This window comes from Streptomyces sp. NBC_00076 (assembly GCF_045041235.1).
GTDB lineage: Bacteria > Actinomycetota > Actinomycetes > Streptomycetales > Streptomycetaceae > Streptomyces.
This window is the reverse complement of record NZ_CP108242.1, coordinates 9058918-9082717: the sequence shown is the minus strand read 5'-3', so window position 1 is coordinate 9082717 and position 23800 is coordinate 9058918. Positions and strand designations below refer to the sequence as shown.

Annotated in this window: 16 protein-coding genes and 6 pseudogenes; 13 read left to right on the top strand and 9 right to left on the bottom strand. The window is 69.3% G+C overall.

Translation table 11 applies throughout. The features are described 5' to 3' along the window. The first annotated feature begins 213 nt into the window (after nucleotides 1-213). Nucleotides 214-630: an SsgA family sporulation/cell division regulator gene (locus OHA64_RS40805; protein WP_405622148.1), complete on the top strand. Its 417-nt coding sequence runs from the start codon at nucleotides 214-216 to the stop codon at nucleotides 628-630. A 68-nt stretch (nucleotides 631-698) separates the two neighbouring features. Here OHA64_RS40805 and OHA64_RS40800 read toward each other — a convergent pair whose 3' ends face one another. Beyond that, entirely contained in the window at nucleotides 699-1334 is a 636-nt protein-coding gene (locus OHA64_RS40800) for a GPP34 family phosphoprotein (protein ID WP_405622146.1), read from the bottom strand. Nucleotides 1335-1637: 303 nt separating this feature from the next. Here OHA64_RS40800 and OHA64_RS40795 point away from each other — a divergent pair, with 303 nt between their 5' ends. The 3 genes from OHA64_RS40795 (at nucleotide 1638) to OHA64_RS40785 (ending at nucleotide 5471) form a co-directional block, all read left to right on the top strand. Beyond that, nucleotides 1638-3263, top strand: a complete 1626-nt coding sequence (locus tag OHA64_RS40795; RefSeq protein ID WP_405622144.1) for an ABC-F family ATP-binding cassette domain-containing protein — start codon at nucleotides 1638-1640, stop codon at nucleotides 3261-3263. Between the two features lie 243 nt (nucleotides 3264-3506). Beyond that, the gene (ddaH, locus tag OHA64_RS40790) at nucleotides 3507-4283 is read left to right on the top strand and encodes a dimethylargininase (protein ID WP_405622142.1); all 777 of its coding nucleotides are present in this window, start codon (nucleotides 3507-3509) and stop codon (nucleotides 4281-4283) included. A gap of 210 nt (nucleotides 4284-4493) precedes the next feature. Further along, complete coding sequence (locus OHA64_RS40785) at nucleotides 4494-5471, top strand: acyl-ACP desaturase (RefSeq protein ID WP_405622140.1); 978 nt, start codon at nucleotides 4494-4496, stop codon at nucleotides 5469-5471. A gap of 206 nt (nucleotides 5472-5677) precedes the next feature. Here the strand turns inward: OHA64_RS40785 and OHA64_RS40780 are convergent, their stop codons facing one another. Further along, nucleotides 5678-5926 carry a WhiB family transcriptional regulator gene (locus tag OHA64_RS40780; protein ID WP_405622138.1) on the bottom strand — a complete coding sequence of 83 codons (249 nt, stop codon included), beginning with the start codon at nucleotides 5924-5926 and terminating at the stop codon, nucleotides 5678-5680. Between the two features lie 254 nt (nucleotides 5927-6180). On the opposite strand from OHA64_RS40780, the gene OHA64_RS40775 reads away from it, so the two are divergent. Continuing rightward, a complete protein-coding gene (locus OHA64_RS40775) occupies nucleotides 6181-6972 on the top strand; it encodes a VOC family protein (RefSeq protein ID WP_405622136.1) in 792 nt (263 codons plus the stop codon). Between the two features lie 22 nt (nucleotides 6973-6994). On the opposite strand, the gene OHA64_RS40770 is transcribed toward OHA64_RS40775, so the two are convergent. Then, complete coding sequence (locus tag OHA64_RS40770; RefSeq protein ID WP_405622134.1) at nucleotides 6995-8032, bottom strand: LacI family DNA-binding transcriptional regulator; 1038 nt, start codon at nucleotides 8030-8032, stop codon at nucleotides 6995-6997. Between the two features lie 134 nt (nucleotides 8033-8166). Continuing rightward, nucleotides 8167-9114 carry a multicopper oxidase domain-containing protein gene (locus tag OHA64_RS40765; protein ID WP_405622132.1) on the bottom strand — a complete coding sequence of 316 codons (948 nt, stop codon included), beginning with the start codon at nucleotides 9112-9114 and terminating at the stop codon, nucleotides 8167-8169. 189 nt (nucleotides 9115-9303) lie between these two features. On the opposite strand from OHA64_RS40765, the gene OHA64_RS40760 reads away from it, so the two are divergent. Together OHA64_RS40760 and OHA64_RS40755 are read left to right on the top strand one after the other, a co-directional pair. Beyond that, a complete protein-coding gene (locus OHA64_RS40760) occupies nucleotides 9304-11799 on the top strand; it encodes a ThuA domain-containing protein (protein WP_405622130.1) in 2496 nt (831 codons plus the stop codon). 20 nt (nucleotides 11800-11819) lie between these two features. After that, nucleotides 11820-14000, top strand: coding sequence for an OmpL47-type beta-barrel domain-containing protein (locus OHA64_RS40755; RefSeq protein ID WP_405622128.1), 2181 nt, complete (start codon nucleotides 11820-11822; stop codon nucleotides 13998-14000). Here OHA64_RS40755 and ligD read toward each other — a convergent pair. Together ligD and OHA64_RS40745 are read right to left on the bottom strand one after the other, a co-directional pair. Then, on the bottom strand, nucleotides 13987-15051 hold the full coding sequence (gene ligD / locus OHA64_RS40750; protein ID WP_405622126.1) for a non-homologous end-joining DNA ligase: 1065 nt from the start codon (nucleotides 15049-15051) through the stop codon (nucleotides 13987-13989). The genes OHA64_RS40755 and ligD overlap by 14 nt on opposite strands. Before the next feature lie 723 nt (nucleotides 15052-15774). After that, nucleotides 15775-16920, bottom strand: coding sequence for a Fic family protein (locus OHA64_RS40745; protein ID WP_405622124.1), 1146 nt, complete (start codon nucleotides 16918-16920; stop codon nucleotides 15775-15777). A gap of 101 nt (nucleotides 16921-17021) precedes the next feature. Between OHA64_RS40745 and OHA64_RS40740 the strand changes: the two are divergent. The 4 pseudogenes from OHA64_RS40740 to OHA64_RS40725 all read left to right on the top strand — a co-directional run. Continuing rightward, nucleotides 17022-17273 (top strand): annotated as a pseudogene (locus OHA64_RS40740) (IS256 family transposase); the annotation flags it as partial. A 129-nt stretch (nucleotides 17274-17402) separates the two neighbouring features. After that, nucleotides 17403-17750, top strand: a pseudogene (locus OHA64_RS40735) (DUF4158 domain-containing protein); the annotation flags it as partial. Between the two features lie 66 nt (nucleotides 17751-17816). Then, nucleotides 17817-18772: pseudogene (locus tag OHA64_RS40730) on the top strand (IS3 family transposase); the annotation flags it as partial. Between the two features lie 292 nt (nucleotides 18773-19064). Next, nucleotides 19065-19658: pseudogene (locus OHA64_RS40725) on the top strand (transposase); the annotation flags it as partial. 125 nt (nucleotides 19659-19783) lie between these two features. Here the strand turns inward: OHA64_RS40725 and OHA64_RS40720 are convergent. The 3 genes and pseudogenes from OHA64_RS40720 to OHA64_RS40710 form a co-directional block, all read right to left on the bottom strand. Next, the gene (locus OHA64_RS40720; RefSeq protein WP_405622122.1) at nucleotides 19784-20011 is read right to left on the bottom strand and encodes a hypothetical protein; all 228 of its coding nucleotides are present in this window, start codon (nucleotides 20009-20011) and stop codon (nucleotides 19784-19786) included. Nucleotides 20012-20145: 134 nt separating this feature from the next. Further along, nucleotides 20146-20336, bottom strand: a pseudogene (locus tag OHA64_RS40715) (FMN-binding glutamate synthase family protein); the annotation flags it as partial. A gap of 57 nt (nucleotides 20337-20393) precedes the next feature. Next, a pseudogene (locus OHA64_RS40710) lies at nucleotides 20394-20960 on the bottom strand (amidohydrolase family protein); the annotation flags it as partial. 279 nt (nucleotides 20961-21239) lie between these two features. Here OHA64_RS40710 and OHA64_RS40705 point away from each other — a divergent pair. Together OHA64_RS40705 and OHA64_RS40700 are read left to right on the top strand one after the other, a co-directional pair. Next, on the top strand, nucleotides 21240-22460 hold the full coding sequence (locus OHA64_RS40705; protein ID WP_405622120.1) for an NAD(P)/FAD-dependent oxidoreductase: 1221 nt from the start codon (nucleotides 21240-21242) through the stop codon (nucleotides 22458-22460). Nucleotides 22461-22550: 90 nt separating this feature from the next. Continuing rightward, complete coding sequence (locus OHA64_RS40700; protein ID WP_405622118.1) at nucleotides 22551-23447, top strand: intradiol ring-cleavage dioxygenase; 897 nt, start codon at nucleotides 22551-22553, stop codon at nucleotides 23445-23447. Nucleotides 23448-23800: the final 353 nt, after the last annotated feature.

Genomic DNA, 23800 nt, shown 5'->3' with positions numbered 1-23800 from the left:
GTCCAGAGGACCGCGTCCACCCTGTACGGGTTTGCCGTACTCGCCACAAGTGCCCCTCAGGGCCCACGAGATGAGCTGGGTCACTTCCGTGAATGAACACGGTGACAGAGGTCACTCGATGTTCGTGTGCACGGATTGAGCCATTCCGGCGTCTCTTCCATTGCCCGGCCTCATCCCCGGAAGTCCTTCCCGCCGTCACAAGGGAGCAAGGCGTTGTCCATCGTCATCGATCAGCCCGTCGAGGCCCGCCTCGTCGCCGCCGCGCCACGGATGTCGAGCATCCCCGCCACACTCCACTACGACCGGCGCGACCCGTTCGCCGTCCGGATGACCTTCCCGGCCCCGGCCACCCTGGAGGGCGTGGAGGTCTGCTGGACGTTCAGCCGCGAGCTGCTGAACGCCGGACTCCAGGGACCCGAGGGCCAGGGCGACGTACGCGTGCGGCCGTACGGCTACGACCGCACCGTCCTGGAGTTCCACGCCCCCGAGGGCACCGCCGTCGTGCACGTCCGCTCGGGCGAGCTGCGGAGGTTCCTGGAGGCGACCGCCGAGCTGGTGCCGGTCGGTCTGGAGCATCTGCAGCTGGACCTGGACCACGACCTGGCGGAGCTGATGCGGGACGCCTGCTGAACGAGCTTCAACACCCCGGGTCGACGGCCCCGGGGGCGAAGGTCTTGTCGGCGCCCGCGGCGTGCGGCTCAGTGAGCGACGGCCGTCGCCCGCGTCGTACGCACCTCCCGGACGACCGTCCGCAGCACGGGTGCCGCCGCCCCGCCGTGTTCCGTGAGTTCCTCGAGACGCCCCGGTGGGTGCTCGTCGCCGGACAGCAGCCTGGCGGCGTCCGCGAGGGCGGCGAGGGCCGCGTCGCGTTCGGAGAGCTCCGCGACCGGAACCGGCCCCAGCAGCGCCGCCCGCGTCTCCGTGCGCAGCGCCTCCACCACGGCGGGGCGGTCCAGGACGTACTCCACGGTCGGGAAAACCCCGAGAGCCCGTCGCTTCTCCGCGCGCAGACAGCCGTCGGCGGTCAGCTGCTCCCGTACGGCGTCCAGGGTGATCCGCGCCCGCAGGGCCACCCACGTCCGCCAGTGGTGCGGCCGGGACTCCCGGACCAGTTCCAGGAGCCCGTCGAGGACCGGGTCCCCGGTGTCGGTGTCCAGGTCGGCCGGCGTGGCGATGCCGTCGTCGTCGGTGAGCAGGCCGCGCCGGGCCAGTTCGGTGAGGGCGCCGGCCCGGACCAGAGGGGGCAGGTGGGCGGCGCCGGAGACGTCCGCCGTCCCGGTGTCCCAGGCCAGCAGGCAGAGCCGGGCCGGCAGCGAGAGCGAGCCGTGCAACACGGGGCCTCCTTGGGGCGGTGAGGTCGGGGCTCACGTTAATCCGTTGACAGCCGTCAGGGCCGTTCATACGGTGGTCAGCGGTTCTGTTGCCGTCGATAGGAGAAGGACGTTGCTCGTCTGAGGTTCTGAGACACCACGTCACACACCTGAGGTGTGTGCGCTGTGTGCGACCTCGGCGTCGAGCCGTCCTCCGGTTCTCCGGACAGGGCCCCCTCTCATGCCCCGGGACTCCCTCCCCGTCGGTCGCTGGTGTCTCGATACGCGCTTGCCCCTGATCGCTTCGAGCAACCGCGGAGACCCCGTATGCCTCTTTCCATCACCTGTACCTCCCTCGCCTTCGCCTGGCCCGACGGCACCGCCGTCTTCGACGGCCTCGATGTCGCCTTCGGCCCCGGCCGCACCGGCCTCGTCGGTGTCAACGGCTCAGGTAAATCAACCCTGTTGAAGCTGATCGCCCACGAGCTCCTCCCGGCCGACGGCGCCGTCCGCGTCGCGGGCGAGGTCGGCTACCTGCCGCAGAACGTCACGCTCGACACCACGCTGAGGGTCGACGAGGCACTCGGCATCGCCGCGCGGCGGGCCGCGCTGCACGCGATCGAGGCCGGTGACGTGTCCGAGGAGCACTTCGAGACGGTCGGCGACGACTGGGACGTGGAGGAGCGAGCCCTCGCCACCCTCGGTGAACTCGGGCTCGGACACATCGAGTTGGACCGCACCGTCGGCGAGGTGTCGGGCGGCGAGTCGGTACTGCTGCGGCTGGCCGCACTGCTGCTGCGCCGACCGGACGTCCTGCTGCTCGACGAACCCACCAACAACCTCGACCTGTACGCGCGCCGACGGCTGTACGGGGCCGTCGCGTCCTGGCCTGGCGTCATGGTCGTGGTCAGCCACGACCGCGAACTCCTGGACCTGGTCGACCAGATCGCCGATCTGCGCGCCGGGGAGATCACCTGGTACGGCGGCAACTTCTCGGCGTACGAGGAGGCGCTCGCCACCGAACAGGAGGCCGCCGAGCGGATGGTGCGGGTCGCGGAGCACGACCTGAAGAAGCAGAAGCGTGAACTGATCGACGCCCAGGTCAAGTTGGCCCGGCGCAAGCGCTACGGCCAGAAGATGTGGGACCAGAAGCGCGAGCCGAAGATCGTCATGGGGGCACGCAAGCGCGCGGCACAGGAGTCCGCGGGCAAGCACCGCATCATGCACGAGGAAAGGCTCGCCGGCGCGAAGGAGCGGCTCGACGAGGCGGTGGAGGCCGTACGGGACGACGACGAGATCCGCGTCGAACTGCCGTACACGGCCGTACCGCCGGGCCGTACCGTCCTCGCTCTCCTGGATCTGGAGCTGGCGTACGGCGCGCGGGTGGCAGGTGGCTTCGATGTGCGCGGTCCGGAGCGGATCGCGCTGATCGGGCGCAACGGCGCGGGCAAGACGACGCTGTTGCGGACGATCGCCGGGGAGCTGGAGCCGGTCTCCGGCGAGGCGAGGACCCAGGTACCACTCCGCTTCCTGCCGCAACGGCTGGACGTGCTCGACGGCGAGCTGACCGTCGCCGAGAACGTGGCCCGGTTCGCGCCGGGCGCCACCAACAACCGGGTCCGGGCCCGGTTGGCGCGCTTCCTGTTCCGGGGCGCCCGCGCCGACCAGAAGGCGGCCACTCTGTCCGGCGGCGAACGCTTCCGGGCGGCGCTGGCCGCGCTGATGCTGGCCGAGCCCGCGCCGCAGCTGCTGATGCTGGACGAGCCGACCAACAACCTGGACATGGCGAGCGTGCGGCAGCTGACGACCGCCCTCGAGTCGTACGAGGGCGCGCTGATCGTGGCCAGTCACGACCTGCCGTTCCTCGAGTCGATCGGCATCACCCGCCGACTGCTGATGGAGGACGGAGAGCTGGAGGACATCACGGCGGAACCTGACTGGTATCCCTCCTGACCTCGGACGGTTGCGACTTCAACACCCTTGCGGGAGAGGGGACGACGGCGGGGACGGCGGCCGGGTGATCTTCGAGGGGGCCCGCGCCGCGCTCCTCGAAGACCGGAAGTCGATCATGGCGGACCCTATGGGGAGGGCCACAGCCTGACACCGAGGGTTTTGCCCGTGCGCGCGGGCGCTGCATGATGGCTGATCGACGCCGTTCCACGGGCGCCTCGACAGCCGCCGATACGGAGATCCCTCGTGCCCAGCAAGAAGGCCCTCGTCCGCCGCCCCAGCCCACGCCTCGCCGAAGGTCTGGTGACGCACATCGAGCGGGAGAAGGTCGACCTCGACCTCGCGCTCGAACAGTGGGAGGCCTACGTCGGGGCCCTGGGCGAGCACGGCTGGGAGACCATCGAGGTGGACCCGGTCGACGACTGCCCGGACTCGGTCTTCGTCGAGGACACGGTCGTCATGTACCGGAACGTCGCACTGATCACCCGGCCCGGCGCGGAGTCCAGGCGGGACGAGACGATGGGCGTCGAGGAGGCCGTGGCACGTCTGGGCTGCTCGGTGAACTGGATCTGGGAGCCGGGCACCCTGGACGGCGGTGACGTGCTGAAGATCGGCGACACGATCTACGTCGGCCGGGGCGGGCGCACCAACGCCGCCGGTGTCCAGCAGGTGCGGGCCGCCTTCGAGCCGCTCGGGGCGCGGGTCGTCGCGGTGCCGGTGAGCAAGGTGCTGCACCTGAAGTCGTCAGTGACGGCCCTCCCCGACGGAACGGTGATCGGGCACATCCCCAAGGTCGACAAGCCGTCGCTGTTCCCGCGCTTCCTGTCCGTGCCGGAGGAGTCCGGCGCACACGTCGTACTGCTGGGCTGCGACAAGTTGCTGATGGCGGCGAGCGCGCCGAAGACCGCGGAGTTGCTCGCGGATCTCGGCCACGAACCCGTCGTGGTCGACATCAGCGAGTTCGAGAAGCTCGAAGGCTGTGTGACATGCCTCTCGGTCCGGATGCGCGGACTGTATGCCTGAACGGGTGATTCCGGTACTCATTCGGCCCCGGACCTGCGACTCCCGGGCGTGTCTGTCATGCCCCGTAAACACGGCTGATCAGGGATCTTTACACCGCTCTTAACCTACGGTCTCGTAACCTACGGATACGTAGCCTACGATTCCGTAGGTACCACACCGGCACCGCTCGCCGGACGCTTCCGAACTTGTTCCACGTCCCCTGGAGTACCCGTGACGATCACTTCCCCTCACCTCGGCAGCTCGTCCTCGGCCTGGACCGACGCCCGGCTGCTGTACGCGCTGGAGGAAGTCGTCGAGCAGGAGCTCAACCGGCACCTGAACGTCGCCAAGGACTGGATGCCCCACGAGTACGTGCCGTTCAGCGACGGCCGCAACTTCCCCGGCATCTTCGAGGACGGCCAGGCCTGGGAGAAGGAGCAGTCCAAGGTGACCGAGATCGGCCGCATCGCGCTGGTCGTGAACCTGCTCACCGAGGACAACCTGCCGAGCTACCACCACGAGATCGCCTCGCTCTTCGGCCGTGACGGTGCCTGGGGCACCTGGGTGCACCGCTGGACCGCGGAGGAGGGCCGGCACGGCATCGTGATGCGCGACTACCTGCTCACCTCGCGTGCGGTCGACCCGGACCAGCTGGAGCAGTTCCGCATGGCCCACATGGCCGAGGGCTTCGAGTCGGACAACCGGCACTCGATGCTGCACTCGGTGGCCTACGTCGCCTTCCAGGAGCTGGCGACGCGTGTCTCGCACCGCAACACCGGTCACCAGTCCGGCGACCCGGTGTGCGACCGCATGCTGGCGCGCATCGCGACCGACGAGAACCTGCACATGGTCTTCTACCGGAACCTGCTGAAGGCGGCCTTCGAGCTCGCGCCCGACCTGACGATGCAGGCGGTCCGCGACGTGATCGTGAACTTCCGCATGCCCGGCCACGGCATGCCCGGCTTCGAGCGGGCCGCCGCGCAGATGGCGATCGGCGAGATCTACAACATGCGCATCCACCACGACGACGTGATCCAGCCCGTGCTGCGCTTCCTGAAGGTCCTGGAGATCGACGGGCTCGGCCCGGAGGGCCTCAAGGCGCAGGAGGAACTCGGCCTGTACATGAGCGGCCTGGACGCGGAGGCGTCGAAGTTCGACGCGAAGCTGGCGGCGCGCAAGGAGCGGATGGCGGCCCGCGCGAACGCCTGACGACCCGCTTGCTGCCCGACGGGGCCCTCACGGCATGGCCGTACGAGGGCCCTTCGGTCTGCCGGGCGCGGGCGAGACCGACCCGGCACCACGTCCCGCCGCGTGCGGGGTCGTACGAGTGCCGGGGCCGTGCGAGAGCCGGTTCGTACGAGAGCCGCGGGCCGGATCGTCGCAGGAACCCCGCGGGCGCACGCGACGTCGGCCGGTCACGGTCGGGTGCTGCGCCTGAGGTGCAGCCGTTCCTTCTCCGACAGGCCGCCCCACACGCCGAAGCGCTCGTCGTTCACCAGCGCGTACTCCAGGCACGCGGAGCGCATCTCGCACATGCCGCAGATGCGCTTCGCCTCGCTTACCGAGCTGCCCGGCTCGGGGAAGAAGAACGCCGCGCCGGTCTGCGCGCACAGCGCCTGGGTCTGCCAGGTGGAATCGGCCGGGGTGATGGTGTCGATGTGCATGGGCGAGATCGTGCCGGGCGGCGAAAAACATTCCATCAACGCGGGATCAACGCCGCGTCCACGACCTCCGGCCGACCGATGATGACCCCGCCGGGCACCCCGGCGCACGGCGGCGCGCGGAACGCGGTACGACAAGCCGAGATCGGCCGGTCACCCAGGGTGCCCGATCGCGTCCGCTGAACCCCGAGCGGTTGTCAGTGGGCGGTGCGAGACTCGGCAGTGCAGGCAACGGGACCCTTCAAAGGAGGGCAGCGATGCTCACCACCCGTTATGTCACCGGCGCTCCGAACTGGCTCGATCTCGGCACACCCGACATCGACGGCGCCTCCTCCTTCTACGCCGGCCTGTTCGGCTGGCGGTTCAGGCCGGGCGGACCCGAGGCCGGCGGCTACGGCTTCTTCCAGCTCGACGGCAGCACAGCGGCGGGCGGTATGCAGACCACCCCGGAACAGGGCCCGCCCTCCTGGACCGTGTACTTCCAGACACCGGACGCGGACGCGACCGCGAAGGCGGCCGAGCAGGCGCACGGCTCGGTGCTCATGCAGCCGACGGACGTCATGGACCAGGGCCGCGTGGCGATCCTCGCCGACCAGGCGGGGGTCGCGTTCGGCATCTGGCAGCCCGCGGCCAACAAGGGCCTGGACGTCGTACGGGACCCTGGTTCGCTGTGCTGGCTGGAGCTGTACACGCGGGATCTGCCGGCGGCGGCCGGGTTCTACAACGCGTTGTTCGGCTGGGAGACCTCGGCCGTCACCTTCGCCGGGGGCACCTACACCACCGTCCACCCGCGGGGGACCGAGCCGGAGGCCATGTTCGGCGGCATGGTCCCGCTGGAGGACGACCCGACCAGCGCGACGTCCGGGACCTGGCTGCCGTACTTCGAGGTCCCGGACACGGACAGAGCGGTCAGCACGGCGCAACACGAGGGCGGCACGGTCCGCCTGCCGGCGACCGACCTGGAGGATGTCGGCCGGATCGCCGAACTCGCCGACCCGTACGGCGCCCGCTTCGCGGTGATCAAGAGCTCGCCGCCCCGGCAGCAGTAGGGGTGGCGGCGCCGGCCGGGGGTCACGCCGAGGCGCGGCGAACCAGTGTCGTCGGCAGGACGACACCGGCCGGCGTGTCGCCCTCCTGCGCGGTGGTGCGGTGGCCGAGGCCGCGCAGCAACGACCGGGCCATCAACCGGCCCATCTCCTCGATGTCCTGACGGACCGTCGTGAGCGGCGGATCGGTCTGTTCGGCGACGGGCAGCATGTCGTCGAAGCCGATCACGGCCACGTCGTCGGGCACCCTCCGCCCCCGGTCGCGCAGCACCCGCAGGGCCCCGGCGGCGGTGAGGTCGTTGGCGGCGAACACGGCGTCCACGTCGGGCCGGCGGTCGAGGAGTTCCCGCATCGCCCGCTCACCGCCGGCCGGCGTGAAGTCGCCGTTCACGACGAGCCGCGGGTCGCTGTCGGGCACGACGTCCCGGAACCCGTCGAGCCGGTCCGCCGCCGATGTCTGGTCCAGGGGGCCGGTGATGTGGGCGACGCGGGTGCGCCCGAGACCGACGAGATGACATACGGCCTTGCGGGCGCCACCCCGGTTGTCGCTGTCGACGTACACCACGCCGTCGCCGCTGCCGTCGTCCCAGCCGGGGCGGCCTCCGAAGACGGTCGGGACGCCGGCCCGGCGGATCAGTCCGGGCAGCGGATCGTCGAGGTGCAGCGAGAACACCAGAGCCCCGTCGACATGGCCGCCGGCGAGATAGCGGCCGACCCGGGCGTGGTCGTCGCGGCCCTCGGTGAGCAGCAGCACCAGCTGGTTGTCGTGGACCGTCAACTCCTTGCTGATGCCGCGCAGTTGCAGGGCGAAGAAGGGGTCGGCGAAGACCCGGGTCTCCGGTTCTGCGACGACCACGGCGATCGCGTCGTGGCGGTTCGTCACCAGGCTGCGGGCTGCCTGGTTGGGAACGTACCCGAGCTCCTCGACCGCCCGCCGGACCCGCTCGACCAGCGGTTCCCGCACCCCGTCAGCGCCGTTGACCACACGGGAGACGGTGGCCCGCGAGACCCCGGCCAGTGCGGCCACGGCCTCCAGCGTCGGGCGCGGCACGGTCTCGGTCACTTGCGGCTCCTCGTCGGTGGGTGCCGCTCAGGATAGTCCCGGCCGCAGCACCGGCGTGAGAGCGCTCTCGAGGCTACCGGAAGGGCCTCGCGGACACGCCGGCCCGAGCACCGCGTCCGCTTGGCCGAGAGCCGTCAGCCATGGTCGTGCTGCTCGTACCCCGGAATCGTGCCGTCCTTCTTCTTCACCAGGAACAGCCCCACCATCCCCATGTCGGCGTGGCTCTGGACATGGCAGTGGTACATCCACGCGCCCGCTCCGACACCCTCCCCCGCGATCAGCTGGAAGCCGAAGGAGTCGGCGGGTCCCACGATCTTGTTGTCGACGACCCGGCTGGGGTCGTCGGGCCCGGTGAGCAGGCCCGTGCGGTTGTCCGCCCAGCGATGACCGTGCATGTGGAAGGTGTGGTAGAACTCGCCGTGCGTGATCATCACGAACTCGACCCGATCACCCACCGTGGCCTCGAAGTTCGGGCCGGAGTGGGCGAACTTGTTGTTGATCATCATGTCGTTGAAGACGATCGTGTGGGTCATGTCCGGCAGCACGTCGCCCTGGCGGCGGACGATCACCGGCCCGTAGAGACCCTTGCGGATACCACCGGTCCCGTGGTCCGTCCCCACGACGTGGTCGTGGTAGTGCCAGTAGCCCGCGCTGCCCTCCCGCCAGGTGCCGTCCGCGCGCCGGCCCGGCGCATGGGTGCGCCAGGTGTAGGTGCGGGTGCCGCCCGGCTCGACGTGGCTCTTGTTCAGCTTCGTGCCGTCACTGGTGATCTCGTAGTCCATGCCGTGCACATGCAGGCTCGCCGCCACGTCGAGGGTGTTCTCGAACTCGATGTGCAGCGTGTCGCCCTCGTTGATCTCGATGAGCGGTCCGGGGACTGTCGCCTTCCCCTTCGCCAGGCCGTAGCCCAACTGCCCGTCGGCCAACTTCTCGGCGTACAGCTTGATGTGTCTGACCTCGCCCCCTGCCGGGGCGGTCGAAGCCGGTAAGCCGGCACTCGCCACCTCGGGCGTGAGGGACAACGATGTCGCGGCGACTGCGCCGCCCAGCAGCACCCGCTGGTTGAAGCGACGTCTGTCCATGCGGAACTCCCCACCGTGAGACGGAACTTGCGGAGCAGTGCCTGTGATGAACCTGTGCGACCGTAGCGGCCTCGCGGCAGTTTATCCACATTCAGGACAAAGTTCGTGCTTTTCCGGTCATAGGTATGGGCGAGCCGCGCAAACGGGTCTAGCTTCCTTGGCGCTGTGGCCGTGACGGAGGAGGCGCCCATGCACTTACGAGGGTTGAGTACCGCAGGCGCGAGAAACACCAGAAGACGGGCCTGGGTGGCCACGGTGGCCACCGGGGCCGTCGCCGCCGGACTGCTGTCGGGACCGAGCGCCAACGCGCGCCCGGACCCGGAGCCGCCCCTGACAACGATGTCCGCGAAGTCACCGCCCGGTGGCTCGAACGTACGCGTACTGATCTTCCACGGATCCGCGGCGGCCGGGGACGAGTCCCCCGTCGTGAACGCCGGGATCGAGGCGATCGAGAAGATCGGGCTGACCGGTCCGGCGAACCAGCGCTACAAGGTGGAGGCGACGAGCGACGCCTCGGTCTTCACCGACGAGACGAGACTGGGCCGCTTCAACTCGATCGTGTTCCTGACCGGCGGCGGAGACGTACTCGACCCGGAGCAGGAGGCGGGCCTGGAGGCCTACATGGAGGCCGGCGGCGGTTTCGTCGGCCTCCATGACGCGGCCCGCGCGGAGCCGTACTCGGACTGGTTCACCGGACTGGTCGGCGCCCGCCCGGCCACCTCCAGCCCAACCGCCGTACAGCGAGCGACGGTTGAGGTCGGAGACCGGAAGCACCCGGCCGGCAAGGACCTGCCGGTCCAGTGGAAGCGCCCCGACCAGTGGTTCAACTGGGCCAAGAACCCCTCGGGCGACGTGCACACCGTGGCCCGGGTGCGCGAGTCGACGTACCAACCGGGTGCGAGCGCCAACGGCGCCGATCATCCGGTGAGTTGGTGCCGTGACTACGACGGCGGGCGCTCCTTCTACACCGGCATGGGCGGTACGGCGTCGTCGTACGACGAGACGGACTTCCGTGCCCACCTGCGCGGCGCGCTGCTGTGGACCACCCGGCTGGCGCAGGCCGACTGCAAGGCGACGATCAACGGCAACTACAAGGCGGAGCGGCTCACCCAGCCAAACAAACCCGGGCTGAACGACCAGATCGGCGAGCCGCACGGCCTGGTCACCGCGCCCGACGGCCGGGTGTTCTATATCGGCCGGGGCGGCGCCGACTCCTCCCAGCCCGTCATCACCGACTGGAACAACCCGGACATCGGCAAGGGCAAGGGCCAGATCCATGTCTACGACCCGAAGACCAAGAAGGTCACGCCGGCCGGCGAGTTGACGGTCTTCGGCAACAAGGGCGGCGGCGACGAGCTGGTCAAGGTCGAGGAGGGGCTGCTCGGCATCGAGCTCGACCCGCGCTTCGAGCAGAACGGCTGGGTGTACCTGCACTACACGCCCCACTCCGGGCTCAACCGCGACACCCGGATGGCCGAGCGGCGCGTCTCCCGGTTCACCTTCGACCTCGCCACCAACAAGCTGGACCTGAGCAGCGAGAAGGTGCTGCTCAAGTGGCCGGTGCAGGTGCACAGCTGCTGCCACTCGGGCGGCGGGATGGCTTGGGACTCCAAGGGCAACCTGTACATCGCCACGGGCGACAACAACTCCAGCGGCTTCAGCGACGGTTACTCCGGCAACAACCCGCAGCCCAACTACAAGGGCGTCTCCTTCGCCGACGCGCGCCGCACGGCCGGCAACACCAACAACCTCAACGGCAAGATCCTGCGCATCCACCCGGAGCCCGACGGCACGTACACGCTGCCCGACGGGAACCTCTTCACCGGCAGGGAGACCGACGAGGGCGGCGGCAAGACGCGCGGTGAGATCTATGTGATGGGCGTCCGCAACCCGGCGCGCATCTCCGTCGACAAGCAGACGGACACCCTGTACGCGGGCTGGGTCGGCCCGGACGCGAGCGCGCCGTCGACGACCTGGGGCCCCGCCAAGTACGACACCTTCGCCGTGATCACCAAGGCGAGCAACCGAGGCTGGCCGTACTGCATGGGCAACAAGCAGCCCTACCGGGACCGCAATCTGCCGGACCCGTCGAAGCCGCTGGGCTGGTACGACTGCGACCACCCGAAGAACGAGTCGCCGAACAACGACGGTCTGGTCAACGTGCCGCCGGTCACCGGGAACAACATCTGGTACTCGCCCCAGGGCGGCGCACCCGACTTCCCGCGTGACGCGAACGGCATCCCCTCGTACAAGCAGGAGGAGGCCCGCTATCTGCTGCCGTGGCTCAAGGGCGGCGGACAGGCCGCGATGAACGGGCCGGTCTACCGCTACGACGCGGCGAGCACCAGCGCGACGAAGTGGCCCGCCTACTGGGACGGCAAGTGGTTCGTCGGCGACTTCTACGACGCCGACCGACCGCGCGACGCCGTGATCACCGACCCGAAGACGCACGGTGACGGCGGTCTGCCGGTCCACTCGGAGTCCCTGAAGAAGATCGTGCCGATCGGCAACGACGGCATCAAGAACCTCATGGACTGGAAGTTCGGTCCGGACGGCGCGCTGTACGTCCTCGACTACGGCCGCGGCTTCTTCACCTCGGACGCCAAGTCGGCGCTGTGGCGGGTCACTTACACGGGCGGCGGGCCCACTCCGGCCGCCGATCAGCTGGCGAGGGGGACGCAGTGACACGCAGACGAAGAATCTTCATGGCTGTGCTGGCCGCGCTGCTGGTGATGCTCGGGCTGCAGGCGCTGCCCGCGGCGGGGCAGACCCGGCAGTCCCAGGAGCAGGCCGCGGCCCAGGTCCTCACCTGGACGGCCGGCGACGACATCACCAAGTACACCTCCGCGCCGGTGACGGCGGTGGCGGGCGCGGCGACGATCGTCTTCGAGAACAGCGTGGCCACCGGCAACACCATCGGGATGCCGCACACGTTGACTTTCGCGACGTCGGACCCCGAGTTCAACAGCGACGTCCAGCTGAACATCCTCGCCAACCCGAACGACGCCCAGGGCGGCCGCTACACCGCGGAGGTCACCCTCACCCCGGGCCGCTACTTCTACCACTGCACGATCCCCGGCCACGGTCAGATGCAGGGCATCCTCGTGGTGACCGAGGGCGGCGGCGAGGACACCACACCGCCGGCGACGGCCGCGCAGGTCACCGGGGCGCAGAACACGCAGGGCGAGTACGTCGGCTCGGCGAGCGTGGCGGTCAGCGCGACGGACGAGGGCGGCTCGGGTGTCGACGCCGTCCAGTACGCGGTCGGTGACACGGGTGAGTGGCTGCCGTACACCACGCCCGTCGTCGTCGACCAGGTCGGCAGTCACAGAGTCCGCTACCGGGCCACGGACAAGGCCGGCAACGTGTCGGCGGAGAAGAGCGTCGAGTTCACGGTCGTCGCGCCGTCCTCCGACGACACGACGGCGCCGGAGACCTCGGCGACGGTGAGCGGTGAGCGGAACGCCGACGGGACCTACGTCGACATGGCCACGGTCACCGTCAGCGCCTCCGACACCGGCTCCGGGGTCAACACCGTCGAGTACGCGGTCGGGTCCGGTGTCTGGCAGCCGTACACCGCCCCCGTGATGGTGCACCAGGTCGGCGCCCACACCGTCCGCTACCGGGCCACCGACAAGGCGGGCAACGTGTCCGCCGAGAAGAGCGTGCAGTTCACGGTGGTCGCGGCGGCCCCGCAGGACTCCACTGCGCCGGTGACGGGCGTGTCCGTCGACGGCACGCGCAACTCCGGCGGGGCGTACGTCCGCAGCGCCAAGGTGACCGTGAGCGCGACGGACGAGGGCGGTTCGGGGGTCGACCGGATCGAGTACTCGCTCGACGCCGGACCGTACCTGGCGTACACGGCTCCCGTGGTGGTCGATCGCGTGGGTGCCCACACCGTGGCGTACCGGGCGAGCGACAAGGCCGGCAACACCTCCGCCGCCCGCACGGTGAGCTTCATGGTGGTGGCCGGTGGCTCAGTGCCCGCTCCCAACTGCCCCGAGTTCGACGAGCGGTTGACGGTGATCGTCGGTACGGTCGACTCGGGTGTGCGCAACCGGGTGACCAACAATCGTTGCCGGATAGGCGAGTTGGTCGAGGACGAGAAGGAGTGGACGTCCCACGCGCTGTTCCTCAAGCATGTGAAGACCGTCCTGGACAAGCTGCTCAAGGAGGGGGCACTCGACCAGCGCGAGTACGACGCGATCCAGCAGGCGGCCCGCGACTCGGGGCTCGGCAAGCCCGGCCAGACCGAGGGATACCGCACGATCCTGGACGGCACGGCGGAGTCCTTCGCCAAGTGGCAGCAGGTCGGCGGCGGTTCGTTCGCGCAGAACCCGGACGGGTCGATCACCTCGGGCACCACGCGGGACGGGCTGGGCATGCTGTGGTTCCCGGAGCGCAGGTACGGCGACTTCTCGCTCAAGCTCCAGTGGCGTGATGACGCTCCGGGCACCGGCAACGCCAACTCCGGTGTGTTCGTGCGGTTCCCGTGGGTCCTCGACCACCCGGAGGAGTCGCGGCCGGAGTGGGCCGCCATCAAGTACGGGCACGAGGTGCAGGTGTTCGACCGTCCCGACGGCGACATGTACAAGACGGGGTCGGTCTACGGCTTCGACCGGGTGGGGCTCGCCGGTGCCGGCGTCACCCAGAAGGGCACCTGGAACGACTACGAGATCCGGGTGGTCGACCAGCACTACTCGGTCTACCGCAACGGTGTGCTGATCAACGAGTTCGACAACGTCGGCGGTCAGGACTTCACCCCGGCCCGCTCGGACGACCCGGGCACGGACGGGCGACGGTTCGCCTCCGGTTACATCGGGCTCCAGGTGCACGGAACCACGGACGTGGTCTCGTACCGGGACATCCGCGTCAAGGAGCTGTAGGCCCCGAAGGGGGTGCCTCGGGCGGGTCCGCCGCCAGGGGTGCCCCCTTCTTCGCCCTGCTCGGCTGGACCCGTAGGGGCTCCCCCGGCATCTTCGGATACTCGGGCGGGTACGGCAGGTCGCCCAGCCCGTGGTCGTGCTCGTCGCGGCGGGCGAGGTCGAGCAGCGCTTCCAGGGAGAAGCGGTGGTCGTCCATGTCCGCGTGCACGTCGCCGAGTTCGGCGAACCGCGCGGGCATGGTCGCGATGTCGAAGTCCCGGGGACGGGCGGTGCCGACCTCCTCCCAGCGCAGGGGCGCCGACACCGGCGCGTGCGGGCGCGGCCGTACCGAGTACGCGGAGGCGATGGTGCGGTCCCGGGCCGTCTGGTTGTAGTCGACGAAGATGCGGGCGCCCCGCTCCTCCTTCCACCACTTGATGGTCACGTGGTCCGGCATCCGGCGTTCCATCTCCCGCCCGACCGCGATCGCGGCGCGCCGCACCTGGGTGAAGGTCCAGCGCGGCTCGATGGGGACGAAGACGTGCAGGCCCCGGCCGCCGGAGGTCTTGGGCCAGCCGCGCAGTCCCCCGAACTCGTCGAGGACGGCGCGCAGTTCGTGGGCGGCGCGGACGGCGTCGTCGTAGTCGGTGCCGGGCTGCGGGTCGAGGTCGAGGCGCAGTTCGTCCGGGCGGTCGACGTCGCCGCGGCGCACCGGCCAGGGGTGGAAGGTGAGCGTGCCGAACTGGGCGGCCCACAGCACGGCGGCCTCCTCGGTGGGGCACATCTCGTCGGCGCTGCGGCCGCTGGGGAAGGTGATGTGGGCGGTGGGGATCCAGTCGGGCATGTTCTTGGGCGCCCGTTTCTGGAAGAAGGACTCGCCTGCCACACCGTCCGGGTAGCGCTCCAGGGTGGTGGGGCGGTCGCGCAGGGCGCGCAGGATGCCGGGACCGACGGCCTGGTAGTAGCGGGCGAGGTCCAGCTTGGTGAAGCCGCGCTCGGGAAAGAAGACCTTGTCCGGGCTGGACAGCCGTACGGTCCGGCCGCCCGCCTCCAGTTCCACCGCTGCACCCATGCGAGACACGGTAGGCGTACCTCGCAAGCCCCGCACACCGGGCATTCCAGGACGGGCAAGGGCAGAATCGGATGCAGATTCTAGTGATCAAGTTTAATGCCCAGGTCAGAGGCGCTCTTTTTGCTCCATGTGGGGGATCGCGTCTCACATTCCTGTCACTGTTTGCCGGGGGGTGCTTCTATCGCCGCCTGTGGGACATCCCAGGGGACGAGGAAGAGAGGGAAGATCGCGCAGCGAATCGTCCCCGACAACCCGCAGCCCGATGCGCTGCGCGAAGAACTCATCGACCTCGGGGATGCGTTCCGCGCCTACCAGCAGCACACGGAACCTGACCTGGCGCTCCGCGCCACACTGCTCGAGCGCAAGGCCCGTGCCTTTGCTCAGTGGGCCGAGGTCACTGGCACCCCCTCTCTACGGCACGAAGCCGACCGCACCCCTCGGGCGACGACCGCGGAGGAGGCTGCATTCCTCGCCCTCGGTCCCGGCGCCGCTTCGCGGGGTATATAGGATCTTGACGCTGGCCGCTCGGGTCGGTGCTCTGGCGTGATTGCCGACGGCCGCGGCGGCATGATCGATCGTGCTGATGCGACTGGCCTGCCTGTGCGTGGCGCATGCGTTCGCTCTGCTGCGTCTGTCGGCGGTGAGCGAGCGGCAAGGAGGTGGGAGGGACCCGGACGGTGGTCGTACCCGCTGCGTCGGCGAACCGGTCGCGCAAACCGACGATCAGCTGCGCCGGTAGGGGTCGGCGAACGGCTCCAAGGACTGGCGGACCTCCTGTTGGGCGGCGTCCAGGCGCGGACCAGGGCCGTAGTGACGGGCGCGGGCCTTACCGTGTGGGGCCAGCCAGCCGATGCGGACCAGATCGCGGATGTCGCGGATGGCCTGCTGGTCGGAAAGGTCGGCGTCCTGCTGGTAGACGGTGCGGCGTACCTTTGAGCCCCAGAAGGCGGGAAGCAGGGCGTAGACAACGCGTTCGTCCAGACCGTCAGCGGCGGTGGCCTCGCCCAGGTTGATCCAGGCGCGGGCAAGCAAGTCGGTGCGGCGCTGGGCCTGCTGGGCCTGGCGGTGGTGGGCGCCGAGGCAGAACCGGATCCACGGATGCGTGTCGCGTCCGGGACTCCACTTCGGGCCACCGACCTGCTGGAGGACTTGGTAGTAGGCGTAGGTGTTCTGACCGCGGCCCAGCCACTCCTCGATGCTGGAGAACTCCGGCGGCAGCATCTGCTCGGCCTCCCGGGCGAACACCAGCGTGGACAAGGCGCGGGACATGCGCCCGTTTCCGTCTTTCCACGGGTGGACGTTGACCAGGTTCAGATGCGCCATCGATGCGCGCACGTGCACGGGCGCGTCCAGGTCGCCGTCATTGAGCCAGTCGATCAGCTCCGTCACCAGCCCCGGCACGTGTTCGCTATCGGGGGCGGTGTAGGCGGGTACGAGCGGGTCGTCGGGGCTGGTGACATACACCGGCCCGTCCCTCCAGCGGCCTGGGCGCTTGTCAAGGTGGTGTCCCCGGAGCATGAAGTGCAGTCCGCCAAGCAGGCCCGCGTCGTACCGGAACTCCGGCCCGGCATCCGCCAGGGCCTGGATGTAGGTCATCGCACGCTGGTAGCCCTCCAGCTCCACCCGGGTACGGTCTGCGGTCTCCAGCGGCTCCTCGCCGGCCATCAGCGCCTCGACATCGTCCACGGTCGCGGCGTAGCCCTCGATCGTGTTCGACCCGGCGATCGCCCGCGCCGTCAGGTTTCGCCGCAGCTGCCCCGACCACCGTGGCTGCGCACGCAGCTGATGCCGCAGCTTGTGCCGCATCTCCTCGATCTCCGCCAGGACGCGGCGGTCGTCGGCGTCCAACGCCGGAGTCTTGTACAACATGACTCGATGACACCATGACTACATCATCATGTCAACCGTGGGTTGCCTTGCTGAATCCCCGTCCGTACAGGTCATGCCGCATGTTCGTACTCGTGGAGGACGCCGCCAATGAAGTTCACCTGCGGACCACGAACCCCATCGAATCGACGTTCTCCACCGTCAAACTCCGCACCAAGGTCACCCGCGGCGCCGGCAGCCCGGCCGCGGCCCTGGCGATGGTGTTCAAGCTCGTCGAGTCCGCCCAGGCCCGCTGGCGCGCGGTCACCGGCGCCCACCTCGTCGCCCTGGTCCGCGCCGGCGCCACGTTCGAAAACGGCATCCTCGTCGAGCGAGAGCAAGCCACAGCGGCCTGACCGGGGCTTGAGGAACATCCATGTCAGATCGTGCGCTAAGCCCTCTTGGCGTTGATTGACGCTTTGACCTGGGGTGATTGCGTGTCGGAGCCTTCGTGGGTCGCTGGTGTCGATCTTCGGAGGGTTGTTGTGGCAGTCGAGTTTCTGTCGGGTGAGCAGGCTGAGTACGGCGCGTTTGTCGGGGCGCCGTCCCGTACGGAGTTGGAGCGGTACTTCTTTCTGGACGACGCGGACCGGGAGGCGGTGCAGGCCAAGCGGCGTGCGCACAATCGGCTCGGGTACGCGGTCCAGCTCACGAGCGTGCGGTACTTGGGCCGGTTCATGCCGGACCCGCGGCAGGTGCCGGCGGAGGTGGCTGAATATCTGGCCGAGCAGTTGGAGATCGCGGATCCGTCGTGCCTGAAGGAGTACGGGGAGCGGGACGGGACGGCCCGCAGCCACGCCGGGGAGATCCAGGAAGCCGGGGGCTGGCGGGACGGGCCTTGACCCTTGATCCTGGACACACGAGACACTGGATCCTGAGGATCTGAGAACGGACATCTCGTGGTCATGAAGAACTATCCGCCGCAGTTCAAGGCGGACGCGGTCGCGCTGTACCAGTCGCGGCCCGAGGTGACGATCAGGCAGGTCGCCGCCGATCTGGGGATCAACCCCGAGACCCTGCGCAACTGGGTCCGGGCAGCCGGTGCGAGCCGGCCCCGGGGGCGCCGGGCGGAGGTGCCGACCGAGCCGCCGACGCCGTTGGAGGCGGAGAACGCCGCTCTGCGGAAGAAGGTCCGTGAGCTGGAGGAAGAGCGCGAGATCCTGCGGAAGGCAGCGAAGTATTTCGCCGGGGAGACGCGCTGGTGAACCGCTTCCAGTTCGTCGCCGACCACCACCGCCGCTACGGCGTGAAGCGGCTGTGCACCATCCTGGGCATCGCCCGCTCCAGCTTCTACTACTGGCGTCGGACGGCCGCGGACCGGGCCGCCCGGCAGGCGGCCGACGCCCGCCTCGCCGCCCGGATACGGGCCGTGCACCGCGAGTCGGACGGCACCTATGGCGTCCCCAGGATCACGGCCGAACTCCGCGAGGCGGGCGAGCGCGTCAACCACAAGCGGATAGCGCGGGTGATGCGGGGTGCCGGTCTGGCGGGCGTGCGCTTGCGCCGCAGACACCGCACCACTGTTGCGGACCCGGCCGCGGCGAAGGCCCCGGACCTCATCGGCCGCGACTTCACGGCCAGCGAGCCGAACACGAAGTACGTCGGCGACATCACCTATCTCCCGCTGGACGGCGGGAAGTTCCTGTATTTGGCCACCGTCATCGACCTCGCCTCACGCCGCCTGGCCGGCTGGGCGATCGCAAACCACATGCGCACCGACCTCGCCTCACGCCGCCTGGCCGGCTGGGCGATCGCAAACCACATGCGCACCGACCTCGTCACCGACGCCCTGTCCGCCGCCGAACGGACCCGCGGCAGCCTCTCCGGGGCGGTCATGCACACCGACCACGGAGCCCAGGGTGGATTCAACTGGTCGTCGCAACACTTTGATCTCGGAGGTGTGCGACGTGGCCACGGCGGACTGGAGTTTGAAGACCAGCGATGTTCCGGAGGGTCGGCGTCGGCAGTGGCGCGCTGATCGTGCGTTGCGGCCGGCGATGCGTTCGCCGGGGCGGCCTGATCCGTCTCGAGTCGTGCAGCGCCAGTTCTGGCGGCTGATCGCCACGGGGGTCACGACGGTGGAGGCGTCGTTGGCGGTCGGCGTGTCGTGGCCGGTGGGTGCGAGGTGGTTTCGTCACGCTGGCGGCATGCCTCCGATCTCGTTGGCCGAGCCCACGGGCCGGTACCTCGCGTTCGAGGAGCGCGAGGAGATCGCGATCCTCAGGGCGATGAACAAGGGCGTGCGCGAGATCGCCCGCGCCCTGGGGCGTGACCCCGGAACGATCTCCCGCGAACTGCGCCGCAACGCCGCCACGCGCAGCGGCAAGCAGGAGTACCGCGCGACGGTCGCCCAGTGGAAAGCACAGCAGGCCGCCAAGCGCCCGAAGACCGCGAAGCTCACAGACAACGACAGGTTGCGTGAGTACGTGCAGGATCGGCTCGCCGGCAGCGTCCGCCGCCCCGACAACACGATCGTCCCCGGACCCAGGACGCCCGCATGGAAAGGGCTGAACAAGCCGCACCGCCAGGACAGACGATGGGCGACGGCATGGAGCCCGGAGCAGATCTCGCACCGTCTCCATGCCGACTTCCCCGATGATGAGTCCATGCGCATCAGCCACGAAGCGATCTACCAGGCGCTGTTCATCGAGGGCCGTGGCGCGCTCAAGCGGGAACTGGTCACGTGCCTGCGCACCGGCCGGGCGCTGCGGACTCCCCGTGCACGGTCACATAACAAACCGTGTACGAACCGTCCGGGTGGGCAACCACGCGGCCCGCCTGCCGCCCGCCCAGCGAGATCAGGGTACCGCTCCGGGCGGTGGCCGACAGATCAACACTCAGGGCACGAGGCCAGTCGTAGCGCGAGTCAGGCCACCGCTCGAAGCGGCACCTGATCATCCTCACAGTCGTAGCGCAGCATTCCGATCCCCTCGCGTGCCAGTTGCTTGCTGACGCGCGAGGCGGCCGGCGAGTTCTTGCCTAGTGTGAATCCGTGGACGAAGATTCCCCAGCCTCGGATCTCGCCGTCCGGCAGGTCGATCGCTCCGGCCAGTTCGGGGCCGACGACGCTCTTGAATCTCACTTCTTCAATCATGTTGTGATCACCTCGACATGGGCTGCTCGTGGGCAGGGTACGTGAGAGCGACACCGGCTGGTGCCCCGCGCGTGCTCCGGGCAGGAGAGCGGTGAGGGGGCTACTTGCCGCTGTCGGCACGTCACGACGGGCTCTTGGACGGAGGTCTGCTTGGCGGCGAGCAGTACGGTGATCTCATCGGCGAGTCGCGGGCCGAGCTCGCCCCAGCCGACCTCCTAGCCGCAAAAGCCGGCCAGCGTGCGGGCATCGTAGTCGCCGTTCAGGACCTCGATGTCGGTGGCTGTGATGAGTGCCGGGTGGCGACGCCGATGGCCGCTGACACCCGGCGGGAACAGCGGACCTGGTGGCCTGCCCCGTAGACCGCACGGATATCGGTGACCGCGGACATGTCGTCGAGCGGGGAACTGCCGACTACGAGGAGGTCGGCGTCCGCGCAGGAGCGCAGGACACCCTTGCGTCCGGCCCGGCCCACCGCTTCAGCGGCCTCGGTGGTCGCGGACCGCAGGACGTCACGGGTCGGCAGCCCCGACTCGGCGAGCGGGGTCAGCGCGTGCGGGTAGACGCCGTGGGCCTTGCCGGCGGTGACACCGGCGTCGGTTCCGGGAACGCCCCGGACACCCGAGACGATGATCTTGGCCACGGCACGACCAACTTCGCCTCCGCGGGCGGGAGCCCCACGAAGATCATCCCCGTCCCGGGGGTGCAGCCCGCGGCGACTCGGGTCGCAGGCGGTCTCGGCGTATCGGTGATGAGCGACGAGATGGCTGCCCACCGGCCCGACGTGGACCGGATTCCCGTCGCTGAGGGCTGGCCTGAACTGCCACTGGGCCTCGTGTGGAGGAAGGACGGGACGTGACCCCCATCGCCGAAAGGTTCGCCGAGCTCTTCGGCGCGGAGAAGATCGGCGAGTGGGCCGACTGAGCCGCCGCGAGCGCCGGGTCACTGTCATCACCGTACGTGGCCTCTTCCGTCAGGCAGGGACGACCGAAAGCCGAGGCGAACGTCCCCCTCCCCATCACCGTTCCATGAGCACGCGCCTGTCCGCGTGACCTGATACGCCTGCTGCATAGAGCTCCTGAAGAATCCGCCCGTTCACATCACGCAGCCGACGCCGCAGGATGAACGCACTAGGTTCACCGACCGGAGGAGACCTCGTGCTCAACTCTTGCACCACCGAGCCGGCGGGCGGCGAACGCCGCCGGGCGGCCAAGGCGGAGGCATCCCCGAAGTGAGCGGCACGCTGTCCCGGGACGTCGTCATCGTCGGCGCCTCAGTGGCCGGGCTGCGCGCGGCTGAAGCCGTCGCAAAGGCCGCACGAGAACTCACGATCACGGTGATCAGCGAAGAGGCGCATCCACCTTACGACCGTCCGTCGTTGTCGAAGGCGGCGCTCACCCAGCCGGTGGGCCTCGACGCGGTGAGTCTGCGCTCGGTCGCCAGGCTGCGGGACCAAGGCGTGGACTTCCGGCTGGGCACCCGAGCAGTCGGCCTTGACGCCTCTTGTCGGGAGCTTCACCTGGAAAGGGGCAGCATCTCGTTCGGAGCGCTCGTTCTCGCCTGCGGCTGCGACCCCGTCGTCCCCGCGCTGCTGGCCGGCCGACCGAGGGTTGTCGCACTCAGGCGATGGGAGGACCTTCTCTCGCTTCGTGCCGCGCTGGCCGGCACATCGGTGTCCGTCGCCGTCGTCGGAGCGGGCTTCATCGGTGGTGAGGTGACGTCGGCCCTCAAGGGAAGCGGCCGCGCCGTCTCGCTGATCGATGTTTCTCCTCAGCCGTTGGGCCGTTTCGGTGCGTTCGTGACGGAGTCGTACGCCGCCCTACACGAGGTGGCAGGGGTACCGCAGTACTTCGGTGACGGGGTCGTCGACGTCCTCGAGGCCGGGCGTGGCCGGTTCCTGCGGCTGAGCAGCGGGGCACAGGTGCCGGCCGACGTGATCGTCGTCAGTGGCGCAGCGCGGCCCTCGACCGGATGGCTGGAGTCGTCCGGGCTCATCCTCCGCAACGGCATCGTCTGCGACGCGACTCTGAGGGCACACGAAGGCGTCTTCGCGGCCGGCGACGTCGCCCGCTGGTTCAACCCTCGCTACGGCACCCAGATCAGACTGGAGCACTGGACGAACGCCGCCGAACACGGCCGCATCGCCGGGCTGAACGCGGCGCGATCGGTCGTCGGCGGCAGCACCGAGGTCTGCGCCGCCGTCCCCTACTTCTGGTCCGATCAGCACGATGTGCGGATACAGTTCGCCGGTTTCCTCGGCAGAGACGAGAGGACTCTCCTCCGGCGGACCGACGATGGCTCGATCGTCCTTTACGGCCGCGATGACCAACTGGTGGGCGTCCTCGCATTCGAGCACCGCTCCCTCTTCGTCGAGCTACGCACGATGCTGAGGGGCAAGGGGGCCTGGGACACGGGGATGGAGCTCGTCGGCGCCGCGATCAGCACCAGCTAGGCGGTCGTGCGGTGCGGCGACGCCCTTTCCAGACCAGGCGAGGGATGTGCCGTCGTGAACACACACAAGGATCCACGGAAGCGAGTCCCGATGACACTCACCCATGAACTCTCCGTCGAGCAGCGTGCCCGCGAGGACGACCTCGTCCAGCGCGTACTGCGCTCGTTCGACGACTGCGAGAACCCCCGGCTCGACCAGATCCTCCGCTCGCTGGTGAGCCATCTGCACGCCTTCCTGCGCGAGGTCCGGCTCACCGAGGCAGAGTGGAACACGGGCATCGAGTTCCTCACCGCGGTGGGCCACATCACCGACGACACGCGCCAGGAGTTCATCCTGCTCTCCGACGTATTGGGCGCCTCGATGCAGACCATCGCCATCAACAACGAGGCGTACGGCGATGCCACGGAGGCCACCGTCTTCGGGCCGTTCTTCGTCGAGGGCTCCCCGCGCATCGACAACGGCGGTGACATCGCTTTCGGCGCCAAGGGGGAGCCATGCTGGGTCGAGGGAACCGTCATCGACACCGACGGCAAACCCGTACCTGGCGCGCGCATCGAAGTGTGGGAGGCCGACGACGACGGCTTCTACGACGTGCAGTACGACGACGACCGTGTGGCCGCGCGGGCCCATCTCTTCACCGATGAGGACGGTGGCTACCGCTTTTGGGCGGTGACGCCCACGCCGTACCCGATTCCGCACGACGGCCCCGTCGGCCGGATGCTCGCCGCGGCCGGCAGGTCGCCCATGCGCGCCTCGCACCTGCATTTCATGGTGACCGCGCCGGGCACCCGCCGACTGGTGACGCACATCTTCGTGCGCGGTGACGAACTACTCGGCACAGACACCGTCTTCCGCGTGAAGGAGTCACTGGTCAAGGACTTCGTACGTCAACCCGCAGGCACCCCGACCCCCGACGGCCGCCCGGTGGACGGGGACTGGTCACGAGTCAGGTTCGACATCGTGCTGGCACCCTCCGACGCGTCATGAGCGCGCTCGTCTACGCAGCCGTGGGCGCCGTTCGGGCGGCTGAACGGCACCCTCGCGCTCGCGGGCGACCGGCCCAACGGCCTGGCCGCCCATGCGATCGAGCAGGTGCTCGGTCCTGGCGATCGGAGCCAAGGACGTCTACGTGATGATGACGCTCTTCACGACGTCCGGCGCGCCCAAGCTGTTACCCAGGTGCACATATCCACTCACCGGCATCGGGCGTCAGCCAGGTCTGTACCGACCTCACCGCCTTCGAGCTCGGCCCTCTGGGGCCACAGTGCGGGAGACATACGGCATCACCACCGACGCGCTCCGCACCAGACTGGACATCCCACTAATGCCGCGGTAGCCCG

Bases quoted from the DNA above. Each gene is read 5' to 3' on its own strand.
- OHA64_RS40755 (WP_405622128.1), top strand. From the start codon at position 11,820: ATGGCTGTGCTGGCCGCGCTGCTGGTGATGCTCGGGCTGCAGGCGCTG.
- OHA64_RS40780 (WP_405622138.1), bottom strand. From the start codon at position 5,926: ATGCACATCGACACCATCACCCCGGCCGATTCCACCTGGCAGACCCAG.
- OHA64_RS40745 (WP_405622124.1), bottom strand. From the start codon at position 16,920: ATGTTGTACAAGACTCCGGCGTTGGACGCCGACGACCGCCGCGTCCTG.
- OHA64_RS40765 (WP_405622132.1), bottom strand. From the start codon at position 9,114: ATGGACAGACGTCGCTTCAACCAGCGGGTGCTGCTGGGCGGCGCAGTC.
- ligD (WP_405622126.1), bottom strand. From the start codon at position 15,051: ATGGGTGCAGCGGTGGAACTGGAGGCGGGCGGCCGGACCGTACGGCTG.
- OHA64_RS40720 (WP_405622122.1), bottom strand. From the start codon at position 20,011: ATGATTGAAGAAGTGAGATTCAAGAGCGTCGTCGGCCCCGAACTGGCC.
- OHA64_RS40775 (WP_405622136.1), top strand. From the start codon at position 6,181: ATGCTCACCACCCGTTATGTCACCGGCGCTCCGAACTGGCTCGATCTC.
- OHA64_RS40795 (WP_405622144.1), top strand. From the start codon at position 1,638: ATGCCTCTTTCCATCACCTGTACCTCCCTCGCCTTCGCCTGGCCCGAC.
- OHA64_RS40760 (WP_405622130.1), top strand. From the start codon at position 9,304: ATGCACTTACGAGGGTTGAGTACCGCAGGCGCGAGAAACACCAGAAGA.
- OHA64_RS40700 (WP_405622118.1), top strand. From the start codon at position 22,551: ATGACACTCACCCATGAACTCTCCGTCGAGCAGCGTGCCCGCGAGGAC.